Raw genomic sequence first — 18,724 nt, 5'->3', positions numbered from 1 at the left:
TCTTACTTGCACTTCTTATGTTCTCTCGCCGTAGCTCCCTGATTGCCTGCGCCGCGCTGCTTCTCACCGCCTGCGGCAGCACCCCGACCCCGCCGCCCGCCAACCCGGTCGCCCAGCAGGCGACGCCACCGGCGCCGCCGCGCAAGGTCCGCATCGGCCTTGCCCTCGGCGGCGGTGCGGCGCGCGGCTTCGCCCACATCGGCGTCATCAAGGCGCTGGAAGCCCAGGGCATCGTGCCCGAGATCGTGGTCGGCACCAGTGCCGGCTCGGTGGTCGGCTCGCTCTACGCCTCGGGCATGAACGGTTTCACGCTGCAGAAGACGGCGCTGGCCATGGACGAGGCGACGATTTCCGACTGGGCGCTGCCGCTGTTCGGCAAGTCCACCGGCGTGCTCAAGGGCGAGGCGCTGCAGAACTACGTCAACAAGGCGGTGGGCAACGTGCCGATAGAGCGCCTGAAGATCCGCTTCGGCGCCGTGGCCACCGACCTCAGGACCGGCCAGCCGATCCTCTTCAACAAGGGCAATACCGGCATGGCCGTGCGCGCGTCCTCGGCCGTGCCGAGCGTGTTCCAGCCGGTGAAGATCGGCGCCAACACCTATGTCGACGGCGGCCTGGTGGCCCCGGTACCGGTCAAGTTCACCAAGGACATGGGCGCGGATTTCATCATCGCGGTGAACATCTCGAGCGCGACGGAAGGCGCGGCAACGGCCAGTTCGCTTGACGTCCTGATGCAGACCTTTAGCATCATGGGCCAGCGCCTCAACCACTTCGAGCTGAAGGAAGCCGATGTCGTCATCACGCCGGTGCTCGGCAACATGGGCAGCGCCGACTTCAACAACCGTAATCTGGCGATCCTGGCCGGCGAGCAGGCCGCCGCGGCTTTGATGCCGCAGATCAAGGCCAAGCTCAAGGCCAAGCAACAACCCCAATAACAGGACTCCACATGCAAACCAAGCCTTACCTCACCCTCGACGACGTCAAGAAGATCGCCGCCGGCGCCGAAGCCGAAGCGCTGAAGAACAACTGGGCCGTGTCCTTCGCCATCGTCGACGACGGCGGCCACCTGCTGTGGTTCCAGCGCCTCGACGGTGCTGCCGCTACTTCGGCCTACATCGCACCGGCCAAGGCCAAGACCGCCGCCCTCGGCCGCCGCGAATCGAAGATCTACGAGGACGTGATCAACAATGGCCGCGTGTCCTTCCTGTCGGCGCCGGAGCTCGAAGGCATGCTCGAAGGCGGCGTGCCGGTCATCGTGGACGGTCACGTGATCGGCGCCGTCGGTGTCTCGGGCGTGAAGTCGAACGAGGACGCGCAGGTTGCCAAGGCGGGCATCGCGGCCCTGGTCAACGCGTAAGCAAGGGCTGGGCTGTCACCGGCTTGTCATGAAGAGGCGTCTGCGAGCGCCTTTCTTTTATTTCGCAAAAGCAGCAAAACAAGTGTTTGCGCGCCGAATTCCCGCACGTTTGGGCAAAATCAGCGCCACTTTTGTAGAATTGCTGCATTGCCGAATAGGGCCGTTCCGCGTTATAATTCGGAAGTTTAACCATTCACACATCAGCCGTAGCGACTACCCACCATCCCTCATTCAACTTGATATCCAGCTACCGGCATATTTCGTCCGCCCGGGTCTGTTGGATGTCGGTCTGACGTGGCGCAGCTACGGTAACTTTATTGGGAGTTACCCTTGCCGCCATTTTTTTCTGGCCCAACCGTCCCGGCCATCCTGGCCCTCGCTGACGGAACGATTTTCAAAGGTATTTCCATTGGTGCCGTCGGCCACACGACCGGCGAAGTGGTGTTCAACACCGCGATTACCGGCTACCAGGAAATCCTCACCGACCCCAGCTACTCGCGTCAGATCGTTACCCTGACGTACCCGCACATCGGCAACTACGGCGTCAACCCTGCCGACGTCGAGGCCGCCAAGGTCCACGCCGCCGGCCTGATCATCCGTGACCTGCCGCTGCTGGCATCGAATTTCCGTTCCACCCAGTCGCTGTCGGACTACCTGAAGCAAGAAAATGTGGTGGCCATCGCCGGCATCGACACCCGCAAGCTGACCCGCATCCTGCGCGAGAAGGGCGCGCAGGGCGGCGCCATCCTCACCGGTACCCAGGGCAAGGAGCCTCTCGAGGCGCAGGCGCTAGAACTGGCGCGCTCGTTCCCGGGCCTGTCGGGCATGGACCTGGCCAAGGTCGTGTCCGTGAAAGAGCCGTACGTGTTCACCGAGACCGAGTGGAAGCTCGGCGAAGGCTTCGGCAAGCAGGAAAACCCGCAATACCACGTGGTCGCCTTTGACTACGGCGTCAAGCGCAACATCCTGCGCATGCTCGCCGAGCGCGGCTGCAAGGTGACCGTGCTGCCGGCGGAATCGACTGCCGCCGACGCGTTGGCGCTCAACCCGGACGGCATCTTCCTGGCCAATGGCCCGGGCGACCCGGAACCGTGCGATTACGCCATCAAAGCCAGCCAGGAACTGATCGAAAAGGGTATCCCGACCTTCGGCATCTGCCTCGGCCACCAGATCATGGCGCTGGCTTCCGGCGCCAGGACGATGAAGATGAAGTTCGGCCACCACGGCGCCAACCACCCGGTGCAGGACCTCGACTCGAAGAAGGTCCTGATCACCTCGCAGAACCACGGTTTTGCAGTCGATCCGGAAACGCTCCCGGCCAACTGCCGCGTGACCCACGTGTCGCTGTTCGACGGCTCGCTGCAGGGCTTCGAGCGTACCGACAAGCCGGCGTTCTGCTTCCAGGGCCACCCGGAAGCCTCGCCCGGCCCGACCGACGTCGCCTACCTGTTCGACCGCTTCATCGACCTGATGGGAGCGAAAGCCGGAAACGCAGTTGCAGAAAAAGTAAAAGCAGGGGAAAAAGACAATGCCTAAGCGTAGTGATATCAAAAGCATCCTGATCATCGGGGCGGGCCCGATCGTCATCGGCCAGGCGGTCGAATTCGATTACTCGGGCGCCCAGGCCTGCAAGGCCCTGCGTGAAGAAGGCTACAAGGTCATCCTGGTCAACTCGAATCCGGCGACCATCATGACCGACCCGGAAACGGCCGACGTCACCTACATCGAGCCGATCACCTGGAAGGTTGTCGAGCGCATCATCGAGAAGGAGCGCCCGGACGCGATCCTGCCGACCATGGGCGGCCAGACCGCGCTGAACTGCGCGCTCGACCTGCACCACAACGGCGTGCTGGAAAAGTACAAGGTCGAGCTGATCGGCGCGACCCCGGAAGCGATCGACAAGGCCGAGGACCGCGCCAAGTTCAAGGACGCGATGACCAAGATCGGCCTGGGTTCGGCGCGCTCGGGCATCGCCCACTCGATGGAAGAGGCATGGGGCGTGCAGCGCGAGCTGGGCTTCCCGACCATCATCCGTCCGTCGTTCACGATGGGCGGCAGCGGCGGCGGCATCGCCTACAACGAGGAAGAGTTCGAGCAGATCTGCAAGCGCGGCCTGGAAGCCTCGCCAACGTCGGAACTGCTGATCGAAGAGTCGCTGCTCGGCTGGAAAGAGTACGAGATGGAAGTCGTCCGCGACAAGAAGGACAACTGCATCATCATCTGCTCGATCGAAAACCTGGATCCGATGGGCGTCCACACGGGCGACTCGATCACCGTCGCGCCAGCGCAGACGCTGACCGACAAGGAATACCAGATCATGCGCAACGCGTCGATCAACGTGCTGCGCGAGATCGGCGTCGACACCGGCGGCTCGAACGTGCAGTTCGCGATCAACCCGAAGGACGGCCGCATGATCGTCATCGAAATGAACCCGCGCGTGTCGCGTTCCTCGGCGCTGGCATCGAAGGCGACCGGCTTCCCGATCGCCAAGGTCGCGGCCAAGCTGGCCGTGGGCTTCACGCTGGATGAACTGCGCAACGAGATCACCGGCGGCGCGACCCCGGCGTCCTTCGAACCCTCGATCGACTACGTCGTCACCAAGATCCCGCGCTTCACCTTCGAGAAGTTCCCGACCGCGGACAAGCACCTGACCACCCAGATGAAATCGGTGGGCGAGGTGATGGCGATGGGCCGCACCTTCCAGGAATCCTTCCAGAAGGCGCTGCGCGGCCTGGAAGTGGGCGTGGACGGCCTGAACGAGAAGACCCGCGACCGCGAGAAGATCGAAGAGGAGCTCGGCGAGCCGGGCCCGGAGCGCATCTGGTACGTGGGCGACGCATTCGCCCAGGGCTTCACCCTGGAAGAGGTGCACAACCTGACCAAGATCGATCCGTGGTTCCTGGTGCAGATCAAGGAGATCGTCGACATCGAGCTGTGGCTGGATCACCAGAAGCTGGAAAGCCTGGACAAGCCGCTGCTCTACAAACTGAAGCAGAAGGGTTTCTCGGACCGCCGCCTGGCCTTCCTGATGCAGACCACGCCGCAAGCCGTGCGCGCCCGTCGCCACGAGCTGGGCATCCGCCCGGTGTACAAGCGCGTCGACACCTGCGCCGCCGAGTTCGCGACCAACACCGCCTACATGTACTCGACCTATGACGAGGAGTGCGAGTCCAACCCGACCGACAAGAAGAAGATCATGGTGCTGGGCGGCGGCCCGAACCGCATCGGCCAGGGCATCGAGTTCGACTACTGCTGCGTGCACGCGGCCCTCGCCATGCGCGACGACGGCTACGAGACCATCATGGTCAACTGCAACCCGGAGACCGTGTCGACCGACTACGATACCTCGGACCGCCTGTACTTCGAGTCGCTGACGCTGGAAGATGTGCTCGAGATCGTGGACCTGGAAAAGCCGGAAGGCGTGATCGTGCAGTACGGCGGCCAGACCCCGCTGAAACTCGCGCTCGACCTCGAAGCGAACGGCGTGCCGATCGTCGGCACCTCGCCGGACATGATCGACGCGGCCGAAGACCGCGAGCGCTTCCAGCAGCTGCTGCAGAAGCTCGGCCTGCGCCAGCCGCCGAACCGCACCGCGCGCACCGAAGCCGACGCGCTGGCGCTGGCCGACGAGATCGGCTACCCGCTGGTGGTGCGCCCGTCCTACGTGCTGGGCGGCCGCGCGATGGAGATCGTCCATGAGCAGCGCGACCTGGAGCGCTACATGCGCGAAGCGGTCAAGGTGTCGAACGATTCGCCGGTGCTGCTGGACCGCTTCCTGAACGACGCCATCGAAGTCGACGTCGACTGCATCTCGGACGGCGAAGCCACCTTCATCGGCGGCGTGATGGAGCACATCGAACAGGCCGGCGTGCACTCGGGCGACTCGGCCTGCTCGCTGCCGCCGTACTCGCTGTCCCAGGAAACCATCGCCGAACTGAAGCACCAGACCTCGCTGATGGCCAAGGCCCTGAACGTGGTCGGCCTGATGAACGTGCAGTTCGCCATTCAACAAACGGAAGTCGACGGCAAGACCGTGGACACCGTGTTCGTGCTGGAAGTGAACCCGCGCGCATCGCGTACCGTGCCGTTCGTGTCGAAGGCGACCGGCCTGCAGCTGGCCAAGATCGCGGCGCGCTGCATGGTCGGCCAGACCCTGGCGCAACAGGGCATCACGAAGGAAGTGACGCCGCCGTTCTACAGCGTCAAGGAAGTCGTGTTCCCGTTCGTGAAGTTCCCGGGCGTCGACACCATCCTGGGGCCGGAAATGAAATCGACCGGCGAAGTCATGGGCGTGGGAGAGACCTTCGGCGAAGCTTTCGTCAAGTCGCAGCTGGCGGCCGGCATCAACCTGCCGACCAAGGGCACGGTATTCCTGTCGGTGAAGGGCACGGACAAGCCGCGTGCCGTCGCCGTGGCGCGCGAGCTGGTGGCACTGGGCTTCTCGCTGGTGGCGACCAAGGGCACTGCCGCCGTCATCGAAGCGGCCGGCATCCCGGTGCGCCCGGTGAACAAGGTGATGGAAGGCCGTCCGCACGTGGTCGACATGATCAAGAACCGCGAGATCGTCATGGTGGTCAACACCGTGGAGGAGAAGCGTTCGGCGATCAACGACTCGCGTACGATCCGTACTTCGGCACTGCAGTCGCGCGTGGTGACCTACACGACCATCGCCGGCGCGGAAGCCGCGATCGAGGGCATGCGCCACCTGGACGAGCTGCGCGTCTATGATTTACAAGGTCTCCATAAAACCTTAAACTAAGCATCAGTGTAAGAACTGAGTAGTACCTGAACCACAGAGCTCGCGCGGCTTGCGCCGCGCGCCTCTGTGGTTTTCACTTGGTACGTCCAATCACGAAACAAGTAGACAGACATGAACACTACCGTACCACTGACCAAATACGGCGCCGAACTCCTGAAGGAAGAGCTGCACCAGCTCAAGACCAAGGAGCGCCGTAGCGTGATCGACGCGATCGCCGAAGCGCGTTCGCACGGCGATCTGTCCGAAAATGCCGAATACGATGCTGCAAAGGAGCGCCAGGCGTTCATCGAAGGCCGCATCGCGGAACTCGAGGGCAAGCTGAGCGCCGCACAGATCATCGATCCGGCCACGCTGGATGCGGAAGGCCGCGTCGTCTTCGCCTCCACCGTCGACCTGGAAGACCTGGAGTCCGGCCAGAAGGTCAGCTACCAGATCGTCGGCATCGACGAGGCCGACCTGAAGCTGAACAAGGTGTCGGTGACCTCGCCGATCGCCCGCGCCCTGATCGGCAAGTACGCCGGCGACGTGGTTGAAGTGCAGGCCCCGTCCGGCCCGCGCGAATACGAAATCCTCGAAGTCCGCTACGTCTGATGACCCAGGCCCGCCCAGGCGTCCTGCCGGCTGCCGGCGCCCGGTTGGCGGGGGCGCGGCTGCTGGTCGCGACCCTGTGGGCGGGTGCCTTGTGGGCCCTGGGCTACATCGCCGCGCCGGCGGTGTTCGCGGCGGTGCCGAGCACGGTGGCGGGAGATGTCGTGGCGCAGCTGTTGACGCGCCTCGGGTGGGTGTCGATCGCCTGCGCGGCCGTCATGCTGGCGCTGCTGCGCTTCTCGCCCGATCTCGACGCGGGGCGCAAGCGTTTCCTGGTCCTGCTGGTGCTGGCGATGCTGGCGTGTGCGCTGGTGATGTTCGTCGGCCTGCAGCCGGCCATGGCGCAGATGCGCGAGCTGGCGGGGCCCGCCGGAGTGAGGGCGTCGCCGTACTGGACCCAGTTCGCCGTCATGCATGGGGTGTCGCAGCTGTTCCACGTGATCGAGAGCGTACTGGCGGCGGTGCTGGTGCTCAAGAGCCGCTGATTACTTTATTCCTACCGCACAGTGTGATCCGCCGCGCCGGCGAAAGGCGGAGCCCGATCGGCCTGGCGAAAAAAACCGGGTCACCCCGGTTTTGCCTTGCGCGGCCTGGATCACTTATTCAGCGCATTCTTCTTGATAGAAGTCTGGCGCGGTTTGGCGCGCTTGATGTTGCCGCCCGCGGTAACACGTTCGTTCCCCTTCAGCAAAACCTTGGTGACGCTCGGCTTCTTGGTGCCGCTGGCGCTGGCCTTGACGATGGTGACTTCGCGCATGCCCTTGCCGGCCTTGGCGCTGCGTTCCTTGACGGCTTCTTTCTTGGGACGGTAAAGCACGAGCAGCTTGCCGATGTGCTGGACCGGGGCGGCGTCGAGTTCCGCGCAGATCTGCTCGTACATGGCGATGCGGGCTTCGCGGTCGTCGCCGAACACGCGCACCTTGATCAGGCCGTGCGCGTCGAGGCTGGAGGCGATTTCCTTCATGACCGACTCGGTCAGGCCGGATTCGCCGATCATGACGACAGGGTTGAGTCCGTGGGCTTCGGCGCGCAGGGCGCTGCGCTCTGCCGGAGTGAGTTTAAGCATAATAATTTTTTGGATGTACCTTTAAAAGCAGTATTCTACGCGAATGGCCAAGAACAAATTAAACAAAAACTGGTTGCACGACCACATTAACGACCCGTACGTCAAACTGGCCCAGAAAGAAGGCTACCGCGCGCGCGCGGCCTACAAGCTCAAGGAAATCGACGAAAGCGAAAAGCTGATCAAGCCGGGACAGGTCATTGTCGACCTCGGTTGCACCCCCGGCAGCTGGGCCCAGTACACCCGCCGCAAGCTGGCCGGCGCGGATGGCGGCGGCATCCACGGTACCATCATCGGGCTCGACATGCTGCCGATGGAACCGATCGCCGACGTTCAATATATCCAGGGCGATTTCCGCGAGGAGGAGGTGCTGCACCAGCTCGACGCATTGCTGGTAGGGCGCAAGGTCGACCTCGTGCTGTCCGACATGGCGCCCAACCTGTCCGGGATTCCGACGGCCGATGCGGCGCGGATGGAACACCTGATCGACCTGGCAATTGAGTTTTCTCAAATGCATTTGAAGCCGGGCGGCGCACTACTGGTAAAGTGCTTCAAAGACATGGGATTTACTCAGATACTGGAAAAGTTCCGTACCGAGTTCAAGACGGTCAAGCAGGTCAAGCCCAAGGCAAGCCGGGACAAATCGTCTGAAATTTTCTTGCTTGGCCGTGGTCTGAAGAATCCGGTAGCGTGAAAAAGCGGGACAAACACGTTTTTGCCCTTGATATTCGGCGCAGCAACCACACATCAGCCGCGTGAGTCCGGCAGCGCAAACGGTTGCGTGGCCTGACTGATATGTAAAAATGGCATTTCGGCACTATTGCTTACGTTGCGTGGCAGCGTCGGCTTATTGCGGTTAAAATCGTCATACTGAAATCGGTAGAGATGCAATCCGCATCGGAGGAGTTTTCGTGAATAATATGTTTTCCAAATCCGCCATCTGGGTGGTCGTCGCGCTGCTGTTGTTCATGCTGTTCAAGCAGTTCGACAACCACAGCGTCGCCGGCGGCAGCAAGACCATCGCTTATTCCGAGCTTCTCGATGAGGTGAAGGCGCGTCGCATCAAGGACGTCGTGATCGAAGGCTCGAACATCACCGCGGTCACCCAGGAAGGCACCAAGGTCCGCGCCACCGCGACCATTCTCGACCGTGGCCTGATCGGCGACCTGCGCGAGAACGGCGTGCGCTTCGACGTGAAGCCGCCGGAGGAACCGTCGTTCCTGCAGCAGGTGTTCATCTCCTGGTTCCCGATGCTGCTCCTGATCGGCGTGTGGGTGTTCTTCATGCGCCAGATGCAGGGCGGCGGCAAGGGTGGTGCGTTCTCCTTCGGCAAATCGAAGGCGCGCATGCTCGACGAAACCAACAACACCGTCACTTTCGCCGACGTCGCCGGCTGCGACGAAGCGAAAGAAGAAGTCTCGGAGATCGTCGACTTCCTGAAAGACCCGACCAAGTTCCAGAAGCTGGGCGGCCGCATCCCGCGCGGCGTCCTGATGGTGGGCCCGCCGGGTACCGGTAAGACGCTGCTGGCGCGCGCCATCGCAGGCGAAGCGAAAGTGCCGTTCTTCTCGATCTCGGGTTCCGACTTCGTCGAGATGTTCGTCGGCGTGGGCGCGTCGCGCGTGCGCGACATGTTCGAGAACGCCAAGAAGCATTCGCCATGCATCATCTTCATCGACGAGATCGACGCTGTCGGCCGCCACCGCGGAGCCGGCATGGGCGGCGGCAACGACGAGCGCGAACAGACCCTGAACCAGCTGCTGGTCGAGATGGACGGTTTCGAAGCCTCCTCGGGCGTCATCGTGATCGCCGCGACCAACCGCGCCGACGTGCTGGACAAGGCGCTGCTGCGTCCGGGCCGCTTCGACCGCCAGGTGATGGTGGGCCTGCCGGACATCCGCGGCCGCGAGCAGATCCTGAACGTGCACATGCGCAAGGTGCCGATCGGTACCGACGTCAAGGCCGACATCCTGGCGCGCGGCACCCCTGGCTTCTCGGGCGCCGACCTGGCCAACCTGGTCAACGAGGCCGCGCTGTTCGCCGCACGCCGCAGCAAGCGCCTGGTCGAGATGATCGATTTCGAAGACGCCAAGGACAAGATTTACATGGGTCCGGAGCGCAAGTCGATGGTCATGCGCGAGGAAGAACGCCGCAACACGGCCTACCACGAGTCGGGCCACGCGGTGGTCGCCAAGCTGCTGCCAAAGGCCGACCCGGTGCACAAGGTCACGATCATGCCGCGCGGCTATGCCCTGGGCCTGACCTGGCAGTTGCCTGAGCACGACAACCTGTCGGGCTACAAGGACAAGATGCTCGAAGAAATCTCGATCCTGTTCGGTGGCCGTATCGCCGAAGAAATCTTCGTCGGCCAGATGTCGACCGGCGCGTCGAACGACTTCGCCCGTGCCACCAAGCTGGCGCGTTCGATGGTGACCCGCTTCGGCATGTCCGAGAGCATGGGCGTGATGGTGTACGAAGACAGCGAGAACGAAGGCTTCTTCGGCGGCGCCACCAAGACCATCTCGGAAGCGACGCAGCAGAAGGTCGACGCCGAGATCCGCAACATCCTCGACACGCAGTACGCCCTGGCGCGCCGCCTGCTCGAAGAGAACCGCGACAAGGTCGAAATGATGACCAAGGCGCTGCTCGACTGGGAAACCATCGATGCCGAGCAGATCAACGACATCATGGCCGGCCGCGAGCCGCGCCAGCCGAAGACTGGCCTGCTGACCAAGCGTAACCCGCCGGGCGACAGTGGCGGCGGCGTGGCCCCGAACGCCACCGCACCGGCCTGATTCGCGGCTTGATCGCCTGATTCACTTTCGCAAAAGGCATCCATCCGGATGCCTTTTGCTCGTTTACGCTGCCCCGGCTTCACTACCCGTATTCCTACCATGCCCAAGCAATTGCAATGCGGCCAGTACAGCTTCGCGCTGGAAGGCCCAGCCTCCACCCATCCTGTCGTGATGGGCATCCTGAACGTCACCCCCGATTCCTTTTCCGATGGCGGCCGCTACCAGGGCCTCGAGTTCGCACTGTCGCATGCCGAGGAGATGATCCGCGACGGCGCCACCATGATCGACATCGGCGGGGAATCGACCCGGCCGGGCTCGCCGAGCGTACCGGTGGCGGAAGAGCTGGCGCGCGTGCTGCCCACGCTCTACGCGCTGCGCACGCTGGATGTGGCGCTGTCGGTCGACACCTGCAAGCCGGAGGTCATGGCCGAGGCCCTCATTGCCGGCGCCGACATGATCAACGACGTCAACGGCTTCCGCGCGCCGGGCGCCATCGAGGCGGTGCGGGACAGCGACTGCGGCCTGTGCGTGATGCACATGCAGGCCACGCCGCAAACCATGCAGCAGGCGCCCAGCTATACCGATGTGGTGCGCGAGGTGATCGACTTCCTGAACGAGCGCGTGGACGCCTTGGTCCGCGCCGGCATCGCGCGCGAACGGATCTGCATCGATCCCGGCTTCGGCTTCGGCAAGACGGTCGAGCACAACTACGTGCTGCTGCGCCGGCTCGGCCGCATGCGTGACGAAGTCGGCCTGCCGGTCCTGGCCGGAGTGTCGCGCAAGTCGATGATCGGCGCGGTCACCGGCCGGCCGGTCGAGGAACGTGTTGCCGGCAGTATAGGCGGGGCATTGGCTGCGGTAGCGCATGGCGCTAGAATTGTGCGTGTGCATGATGTAGCAGAGACGGTCGACGCGTTGAAGGTATGGCAAGCGGCGCATGATGAATCGTGACGACGTGAAATAATTACACCAGATAAAATAAGCATCGCGTTTAATCACGGAAAGAAAAGAGAAGAAGAATGGCACGCAAATATTTTGGTACTGATGGTGTTCGCGGTCTGGTGGGAGAGGCGCCGATCACGCCCGATTTCGTCATGCGCCTCGGCTATGCAGCCGGTAAGGTGCTTGCCAAGGGCAGCAAGTCGAGCAGCGGCCGTCCCGTCGTCCTGATCGGCAAGGACACCCGTATCTCGGGCTATATGCTGGAAGCGGCGCTGGAAGCGGGCTTTTCCGCCGCCGGCGTGGACGTGATGCTGGCCGGCCCGATGCCGACCCCGGCCATCGCCTACCTGACCCGCGCGCTGCGCCTGCAGGCCGGCGTGGTGATCTCGGCCTCGCACAATCCCTTCCAGGACAATGGCATCAAGTTCTTCTCGGAACACGGCACCAAGCTGCCGGACGCGGTCGAGCAGGAAATCGAGGACGCGATCGACCAGCCGATGGGCTGCGTCGGCTCGGACAAGCTGGGCCGCGCGACCCGCCTGCGCGACGCGCAGGGCCGCTACATCGAATTCTGCAAGAGCACCTTCCCGAACGAGCTGGACCTGCGCGGCCTGAAGATCGTGGTCGACAGCGCCCACGGCGCAGCCTACAACATCGCACCGCACGTGTTCCACGAACTCGGCGCCGAAGTGGTCTCGATCGGCGCCCAGCCGGACGGCTTCAACATCAATGCCGGCGTTGGCGCCACCGCGCCGAAAGCCCTGTCGGAAGCGGTGGTCGCCAACAAGGCCGACCTCGGCATCGCGCTGGACGGCGACGCCGACCGCCTGATCATGGTGGACGCCAGCGGCCGTGTCTACAACGGCGACGAACTGCTGTACCTGATGGTGCGCGACCGCATGTCGACCGGCCCGGTGGCCGGCGCAGTAGGCACCCTGATGACCAACATGGCGCTCGAAGTCGCCTTCAGGCAGATGGGCGTCGGTTTCGCCCGCGCCAAGGTCGGCGACCGCTATGTGCTGGAAGTGATGCAGGAGCGCGGCTGGCTGTTCGGCGGCGAGAGCTCGGGCCACCTGCTGGCCCTGGACAAGCACACCACCGGCGACGGCATCGTCTCGGCCCTGCAGGTGCTGTCGGCCCTCAAGCGCAGCGACAAGTCGCTGGCCGAATGCTGCAGCGAACTGAAGCTGTATCCGCAGACCCTGATCAACAAGAGGGTGACCCCGGGCTTCGACTGGACCACCGACAACGCGCTGGTGGCCGAGAAGGAAGCGGTCGAGCGCGAGCTGGGCGACACTGGTCGCGTGCTGATCCGCGCTTCGGGCACCGAGCCCTTGATCCGTGTCATGGTCGAAGCCAAGGAAGCGGAAGTGGCCGAGAGCATGGCGCGCCGCATCGCCGACAAGCTCGCGGCCTGATACGCCAGCCGGGCGCCGACAGGGGCCGCCATGCGGCCCGATTTGACGCGCACCATCCGGGGGAGTATCATCGGCCCGAATCGGAGTGTAGCGCAGCCCGGTAGCGCACCTGGTTTGGGACCAGGGGGTCCAAGGTTCGAATCCTTGTACTCCGACCAAGGCTTCTTCCGCGGGCTGTCATTCGACGGCCCGTTTCATTTCCGGCACGCGCCTGCATGGGATGCGTGCATCATCTGCCCATAGCTCAGTTGGATAGAGCATCAGCCTTCTAAGCTGAGGGTCGCTGGTTCGAACCCAGCTGGGCAGGCCATTCCCTATGCAATCCTTGATGACCACGCGAGGTCGATGCCGAAGTGCTCGCGCAGGGCCGGACCGATGGCGTCGTCGGAGGTCAGTGCGTCGGCGCGGCGGGTTCCGTTCTCCGTGAAGATGAGCTCGTCTCCGCCAAGCGAGACCCGGCCGGTGTCCGTCATGCGCGAGCAGATGCGCTTGCTTCGGAAATGCGATTCCATCGAGCGTTGATGGAAGCCGCAGCGTGCGCCGAACTCGTCCAGGGTCCTCGATTGCAAGCCGAAGCGGTACATCGGCACGGACGGCGTGCCGGCACGCGCCAGCACGTAATCGTCTCCGTCCCGGCCTACCAGGAAACCGCCCGTGCCGCCGTCCTGCGTGCCGTCGAGGGCAATGTCGAGCGGGCGGGCAAAGGCGTCGCCGAAACCGACGTCGACCAGGTAGCGTCTACCATCCAGCGTCACGAGCAGCGTGAGGTGGTCGAACTCGGGGCTCCAGCTCCCACCCGCCCCGTGGACACGTGCGGACAGCATGTCCACCTCGTATCCCAGCCTGCGCAGCAGGCCCGCGAACAGGCCGTTGAGCTCGTAGCAGACCCCGCCGCGCCGGCGCTCCACGAGTTTTCCGTAAAGTGCGGCCTCGTCGAGAACGAGCGGCACGCCGAAGTGGATGTCCAGGTTCTCGAACGGCACGGTACGCATGTGCGCTTCCTGCAGGGCGGCGAGGGTGGCGAGATCGCGCCGTGGCGTGTCATGCAGGCCGATCCGGGCAAGATAGTCGGCGATGCGCATGCGGGGCTCCATGACGGGTAGTAGAAGTACCCAAGCATAGCACCATGGCAACAATCACGCCGAGGCTTCGCGATTTCCGTCCTGTGCAGTAAGATCACGCTCCCGGCCGGCGCTACGGCGCCGTTCCCCAGCCCCCAACTTGCGAGTCCCATGCTTTTCCTGAACGTTCCCTACGCCGAGAAAGACGAAGCCAAGGCGCTCGGCGCCCGCTGGAACCCCACCAAGCGCCGCTGGTATGTGCCCGACGGCGTTGCCACTGCCGCGTTCGCGAAATGGGCGGGGCAGGGCGCTGACAGTCCCGCAGGCGGCACACGCGTCGACAGCTACGGGGGCAAGACCGCCGTGGGCGCGAACTACGTCGCGCTGGAGCACGACTGCAACCCGTTCGAAGCCTGCGCGGCGTGCTCGGCCGCACTAGCCGGCACTACATGGGAAAAAGCGCGCAGGCACTTGAGTGAGCTGGTGTCCAGCCTGTAAAGCCTCCGTTCGGCCGCTGGCCCCGCAAGCGGGCGGCGCTTCCGGTCTTGTCGTGTTAACGTTCTGGCAGCGCGGACCGTACCGGGACGCGACCGAACCCGGAGACCGTTCCATGCGTTTCGCACGACTGTTCCAGACCTGTTTGCTGCTTGCCTTGCTGTGCCATGCCGCCGCCGCACGTGCCGATGCACCCCGTGCGCCGGCCGCTCCGGCGACGCAAGCACCCGGCGAGACCTTCAGCCTGCAGTTGGCGGCAAACGGCAGTCCGGCACAGGACGCGGAGTCGGGCACGGTGCAGTTCATCGGCACGGCGACGGTGATTATCCGGTTCCAGGGTTTCACCATCCTGACCGACCCCAATTTCCTGCACAAGGGCGAGCATGTGCACCTCGGTTACGGCCTGACTTCCGAGCGCCGGACCAATCCGGCCATCCGCTTCGAAGAGCTGCCGCCGATCGACCTGGTCGTGCTGTCCCACTTCCACGGCGACCATTTCGACCAGAAGGTGCAGGAACGGCTCAACCGTGCGACGCCGATCGTCACGACCAAGGAGGGGGGCGAGCGCCTCAAGCGCCTGGGATTCACGCGCATCTTCGGCCTGAGCACCTGGGACCGGCTCGACGTCGCCAGGGGCGAATCGCGCCTGCGCGTCACGGCTACGCCGGGGCGCCATGGCCCGGCCGGCGTGGCGGTGTTGCTGCCCAAGGTAATGGGCGCGGTACTCGATTTCGGCGCCAACGCGGCTGCGCCGGACTACCGCATGTACATCAGCGGCGACACCCTCGTGTACGACGATATCAGGGCGATTCCGCAGCGTTTTCCCGACATCGACCTCGCACTGCTGCACCTGGGCGGCACGCGCATCCTGGGTGTCGTCAAGGTGACCATGGACGGCAAGGACGGCGTGCGCATGATGCAGGTCGTGCGCCCGAAGAAGACGGTGCCGATCCATTACAACGATTACGACGTGTTCAAGTCGCCCCTCGAAGATTTTGCGCGCGAAGTCCGGGCGGCGGGGCTGGAGAAGGACGTCGTCTATCTCGCCCACGGCGAAACGTACTCGTTCAGCCGGGTACAACGCTGAGGGAGCGTCGAGGCGGCCGTGTCCGCCGGGGATTCAATCGTGCGCGCCTCGCAATACTGCTGAGTAAACGCTATGATGCCAGCCTGACAATATTCGCTCAGCGGTCCACGGCATGCTTCCAGCGCACGTACGCAGTTCCAACGATTCCCTGGTCCAGCGTGACCGGCGTCTCGTCACCGGCATTGCGGTTTCGGTGCTGCTGCACGGCCTGCTGCTGTCGCTGCAATTCGGCGTGCCCGGATTCGACGCCGGACCTGGCGGCCCGATCCAGGTAAGGCTCGCCACACCCGAGCCGACCACTGCTCCCGAACCGCTTGCGCCGCTGGCTGCCACGCCTGCGCCGGTGCCCCCGTCGCCAATGCCCCTGCCTCCTTCGCCTGCGCCGCCGCGGGTTCCCGCAACGGGATTGCGGCTGGTCGACCCCTTGCCGAAGCCTGTCGGCGTGGCCAAGGCTGCCGTCCCGAAGCCCGCCACCCGCAAAGCGGCGCCCCGCAAGCTCATGAAACGGCGCGCGCCGGTGTCGCCACCCCTGATCGCATCGACCTCCCAGCCGGATGCCCCGTTCGCGGTGGCACCGCCCTTGCCGGATATCGAGCGGGACCCGATGCCGAGCGTCGACGCGGCCGAGCCGCAAGAGCAGACTTTGCCCGCGGATGCCGTCCTCGCGGCGCGGGAAGACGAGGCGGAAAGGGAGGAAGCGGAGCGCCTGCGCGAGGAAGAGGCGGCGCGCATCGCTGCGGCCGAGGAACAGCAGCGCCAGCTGCGGGAAGAGCAGGAACGCCTTGCCGCCGCCGAGCGCGAAGCGGCGGCGCAGCGTGAAGGCGAGGCGCTCGCCCGGCGCGAAGCCGCGTTGCGCGACGAGGAACAACGACGCGTCGAGCAGGAGCAGGCGCAACAGCGTCTTGTCGAGCAACAGCAGGCCGAGCAACAGCAGTCCGAGCAGCGCGCCGCCGAGCAGCGCCTGGCCCAGCAGCAGGCAGCCGAGCGCGCGCGGCTCGCGCAACAACAGCATGAAGAACGCCGGCGCATCGAGGCCGAGCAGCAACGCCAGGCCCAATTGCGCGAGCGCGAGGAGGCGCTGGCGCGGCAGCAGGCGCAGCAGCTAGCTGCCGAACGCCTCGCAGCGGAGCAACTTGCAGCCGAGCGACTGGCGGCCCAGGAAGCCGAGCGGCGCGAAGCGCAGGCGCGCGAGCGCGAGCACGCCCAGGAACTGGCGCAACGCCAGGCGGCCGAGGAGCGCGCGCGCCGGCTGGCTCAGGAGCGTGCCGAGACCGGGCGGCTCGCGCAGGAGCGTGCCGACGAAGCGGCGCGCCGGGCCGCGGCCGAACGGATGCAGGCGCAAGCGCTCCCCGGTAGCGGCAATGCGGGTCCCGGCGGGCCCGGCAGCGGCCTCGGCGGCGGCCCGGGCGAGGGCAGCCGGCCCGCGGGCGGCTTGCCGAGCGGCGCCGTGGCCAGCCGCGCCCGCGAACTGCTGCGTGGACTGAGCATCCCGAACGTGGCGCCGCCCGCCCGCCCTTTCGAACCGCCGGCGGGGCTGCGCCGCGTGCGCGCCGACGGCGCCGAGCGCGACGTGCCTCTGCGCTTGTACGTGGACAGCGTGCGCCAGAAACTCGAACGCAACGCCGTGCTCGGCGGGGCCCGCTTCGCGCTGCGCGACGTGCGTGTCGATCCCCTGGTCAGCCTGTCGCTGCGCAGTGACGGCAGCGTCGACGACGTCACCATCGTGCGTTCGAGCGGCCGCCCCGACATGGACGAAGCCGTGCGGCGTTTCGTCCAGCTCAATGCGCGTTATTCCGCTTTCCCTCCGAATGTCGCGGCCCGGTTCGATGTCATCGAAATCCGGCGTGTCTGGACCTTCGCAGAGGGATTAAAGTTATTGGAGGAAATACGCTAGCCGGACGCAAGACTTCTATTTGATGCGCTGCAAAGCCAAGCCTGATGGACGCCGTACGCTGAACTGAACCGTTCCAGTAACTCGTCTATTTTTGATAGGCAACAATTATGGCTTCGTTTTGTTCAGTTGCAATATCTGGTTGGCGTAAACTCCTGCGCGCCGGCGCGTCGGCGATCCTGCCTGCCTTGCTGCTGGGTGGCTGTTCCACCGGTGTCCAGTTCGCCGGTAGCGGAAGCGGCGCTTCCGGAGACGCCCCGTCCACCGAAATGATCACCGAGCAGTTGATCGAACAGGAGCGCCGTCTCGCGGCCGAGCAGGGCCGGCAAGACCTGTCGCCGCTCATCGTGCCCAATCCCGCCCCCTATACCATCGGCCGGGGCGATGTCCTGTCGATCGTCGTCTGGGACCATCCGGAACTCGCCGCCGGCGGCATGACGGCCGCCACGGCCGCCGCCGACAGCGGCACCGCGGCACCCAACGCCGTTCCCCCGGGCTTCGCGGTCGACCACCTCGGCCGCATCCAGTTCCCCCTGGTCGGGCTGCTGACGGTCGACGGCCTCACCGAGGAGCAGGCCCGCGCGATGCTGACCAAGAGGCTGGCGCGCTACATCGCCAATCCCAGCGTCACGCTGCGGGTCCAGTCCTACCGCAGCAAGCGCGTGTACATCGACGGCGAGGTCAAGGCGCCCGGGCTGCAGGCGATCAATGACATTCCCATGACGCTGGTCGAGGCGCTGAACCGCGCCGGCGGCATGCTGCCCAGCGCCGACCAGAGCCGCATCGTGGTCGAACGCGGGCCCGCGCGCTACATGATCAACCTGCGCGACCTGGTGCAGAAAGGCGTGAACCCGGGCAGCGTGCTGCTGGCCCACGGCGACGTCGTGCGCGTGCATTCCCGGGACGAAAGCAAGGTGTTCGTGTCCGGCGAGGTGGTCACGCCGCGGGCCCTGACGATGCACAACGGGCGCCTGACCCTGAACGAAGCGCTGGGCGAAAGCGGCGGCGTCAGCCCGCTGAGCGGCGATGCGCGCCAGATCTACGTGGTGCGCAAGACGCCCGAGCGCACCCGCGTGTTCCAGCTCGATGCCCGTGTCAGCGGCGCCCTGGCGATGGCGGAATCCTTCGAGCTGCGGCCGAAGGACGTGGTGTATGTCGCCGCCTCGCCGCTGGCCAACTGGAACCGCCACCTGAGCCTGCTGTTCCCCGGCGCGCTGACCTCGGCGGTCGGCGTTACCACGCGTCCTTGAGTATTCCTGAGCGAGTCC

At 64.9% G+C, this 18,724-nt stretch carries 16 protein-coding genes and 2 tRNA genes; 16 read left to right on the top strand and 2 right to left on the bottom strand.

Annotated features, from left to right (window positions below; translation table 11 throughout):
* The first annotated feature begins 17 nt into the window (after positions 1 to 17).
* From ACFFJK_RS11305 to ACFFJK_RS11280, 6 genes are all read left to right on the top strand, one after another.
* Positions 18 to 935, top strand: coding sequence for a patatin-like phospholipase family protein (locus ACFFJK_RS11305; protein WP_379679231.1), 918 nt, complete (start codon positions 18 to 20; stop codon positions 933 to 935).
* 11 nt (positions 936 to 946) lie between these two features.
* A complete protein-coding gene (locus ACFFJK_RS11300) occupies positions 947 to 1,357 on the top strand; it encodes a GlcG/HbpS family heme-binding protein (RefSeq protein WP_379679230.1) in 411 nt (136 codons plus the stop codon).
* 330 nt (positions 1,358 to 1,687) lie between these two features.
* Positions 1,688 to 2,893, top strand: a complete 1,206-nt coding sequence (gene carA / locus ACFFJK_RS11295; RefSeq protein ID WP_379679229.1) for a glutamine-hydrolyzing carbamoyl-phosphate synthase small subunit — start codon at positions 1,688 to 1,690, stop codon at positions 2,891 to 2,893.
* A complete protein-coding gene (gene carB / locus ACFFJK_RS11290; protein WP_379679228.1) occupies positions 2,886 to 6,116 on the top strand; it encodes a carbamoyl-phosphate synthase large subunit in 3,231 nt (1,076 codons plus the stop codon). The genes carA and carB overlap by 8 nt, the downstream gene beginning before the upstream one ends.
* A 111-nt stretch (positions 6,117 to 6,227) precedes the next feature.
* The gene (gene greA, locus ACFFJK_RS11285) at positions 6,228 to 6,707 is read left to right on the top strand and encodes a transcription elongation factor GreA (RefSeq protein ID WP_379679227.1); all 480 of its coding nucleotides are present in this window, start codon (positions 6,228 to 6,230) and stop codon (positions 6,705 to 6,707) included.
* Positions 6,707 to 7,189, top strand: a complete 483-nt coding sequence (locus tag ACFFJK_RS11280; protein WP_379679226.1) for a DUF4149 domain-containing protein — start codon at positions 6,707 to 6,709, stop codon at positions 7,187 to 7,189. The genes greA and ACFFJK_RS11280 overlap by 1 nt, the downstream gene beginning before the upstream one ends.
* A gap of 110 nt (positions 7,190 to 7,299) precedes the next feature.
* On the opposite strand, the gene yhbY is transcribed toward ACFFJK_RS11280, so the two are convergent.
* On the bottom strand, positions 7,300 to 7,770 hold the full coding sequence (gene yhbY, locus ACFFJK_RS11275; RefSeq protein ID WP_379679225.1) for a ribosome assembly RNA-binding protein YhbY: 471 nt from the start codon (positions 7,768 to 7,770) through the stop codon (positions 7,300 to 7,302).
* Between the two features lie 43 nt (positions 7,771 to 7,813).
* Between yhbY and ACFFJK_RS11270 the strand changes: the two genes are divergently transcribed.
* The 6 genes from ACFFJK_RS11270 (at position 7,814) to ACFFJK_RS11245 (ending at position 13,232) form a co-directional block, all read left to right on the top strand.
* Entirely contained in the window at positions 7,814 to 8,461 is a 648-nt protein-coding gene (locus ACFFJK_RS11270) for an RlmE family RNA methyltransferase (RefSeq protein ID WP_379679224.1), read from the top strand.
* A 217-nt stretch (positions 8,462 to 8,678) separates the two neighbouring features.
* Positions 8,679 to 10,562, top strand: a complete 1,884-nt coding sequence (gene ftsH, locus ACFFJK_RS11265) for an ATP-dependent zinc metalloprotease FtsH (protein WP_379679223.1) — start codon at positions 8,679 to 8,681, stop codon at positions 10,560 to 10,562.
* A 99-nt stretch (positions 10,563 to 10,661) separates the two neighbouring features.
* Entirely contained in the window at positions 10,662 to 11,513 is an 852-nt protein-coding gene (gene folP, locus ACFFJK_RS11260; protein WP_379679222.1) for a dihydropteroate synthase, read from the top strand.
* Positions 11,514 to 11,581: 68 nt separating this feature from the next.
* Complete coding sequence (glmM, locus tag ACFFJK_RS11255) at positions 11,582 to 12,922, top strand: phosphoglucosamine mutase (RefSeq protein WP_379679221.1); 1,341 nt, start codon at positions 11,582 to 11,584, stop codon at positions 12,920 to 12,922.
* Positions 12,923 to 13,003: 81 nt separating this feature from the next.
* A tRNA-Pro gene (locus ACFFJK_RS11250) sits at positions 13,004 to 13,080 on the top strand.
* Positions 13,081 to 13,155: 75 nt separating this feature from the next.
* A tRNA-Arg gene (locus ACFFJK_RS11245) sits at positions 13,156 to 13,232 on the top strand.
* 4 nt (positions 13,233 to 13,236) lie between these two features.
* On the opposite strand, the gene ACFFJK_RS11240 is transcribed toward ACFFJK_RS11245, so the two are convergent.
* The gene (locus ACFFJK_RS11240) at positions 13,237 to 14,004 is read right to left on the bottom strand and encodes an arylamine N-acetyltransferase family protein (protein WP_379679220.1); all 768 of its coding nucleotides are present in this window, start codon (positions 14,002 to 14,004) and stop codon (positions 13,237 to 13,239) included.
* A 150-nt stretch (positions 14,005 to 14,154) separates the two neighbouring features.
* Between ACFFJK_RS11240 and ACFFJK_RS11235 the strand changes: the two genes are divergently transcribed.
* The 4 genes from ACFFJK_RS11235 (at position 14,155) to ACFFJK_RS11220 (ending at position 18,706) form a co-directional block, all read left to right on the top strand.
* Positions 14,155 to 14,481, top strand: coding sequence for a DUF5710 domain-containing protein (locus tag ACFFJK_RS11235; RefSeq protein WP_379679219.1), 327 nt, complete (start codon positions 14,155 to 14,157; stop codon positions 14,479 to 14,481).
* A gap of 112 nt (positions 14,482 to 14,593) precedes the next feature.
* Positions 14,594 to 15,565, top strand: coding sequence for an MBL fold metallo-hydrolase (locus tag ACFFJK_RS11230; protein WP_379679218.1), 972 nt, complete (start codon positions 14,594 to 14,596; stop codon positions 15,563 to 15,565).
* A gap of 112 nt (positions 15,566 to 15,677) precedes the next feature.
* The gene (locus ACFFJK_RS11225; protein ID WP_379679217.1) at positions 15,678 to 17,459 is read left to right on the top strand and encodes a TonB family protein; all 1,782 of its coding nucleotides are present in this window, start codon (positions 15,678 to 15,680) and stop codon (positions 17,457 to 17,459) included.
* A gap of 185 nt (positions 17,460 to 17,644) precedes the next feature.
* Positions 17,645 to 18,706 carry a polysaccharide biosynthesis/export family protein gene (locus ACFFJK_RS11220; RefSeq protein WP_379679216.1) on the top strand — a complete coding sequence of 354 codons (1,062 nt, stop codon included), beginning with the start codon at positions 17,645 to 17,647 and terminating at the stop codon, positions 18,704 to 18,706.
* The last annotated feature ends 18 nt before the right edge of the window (positions 18,707 to 18,724 follow it).

Source organism: Massilia consociata (genome assembly GCF_042432755.1).
Lineage (GTDB): Bacteria > Pseudomonadota > Gammaproteobacteria > Burkholderiales > Burkholderiaceae_D > Telluria > Telluria consociata.
This window is presented reverse-complemented; position numbering and strand designations above follow the sequence as displayed.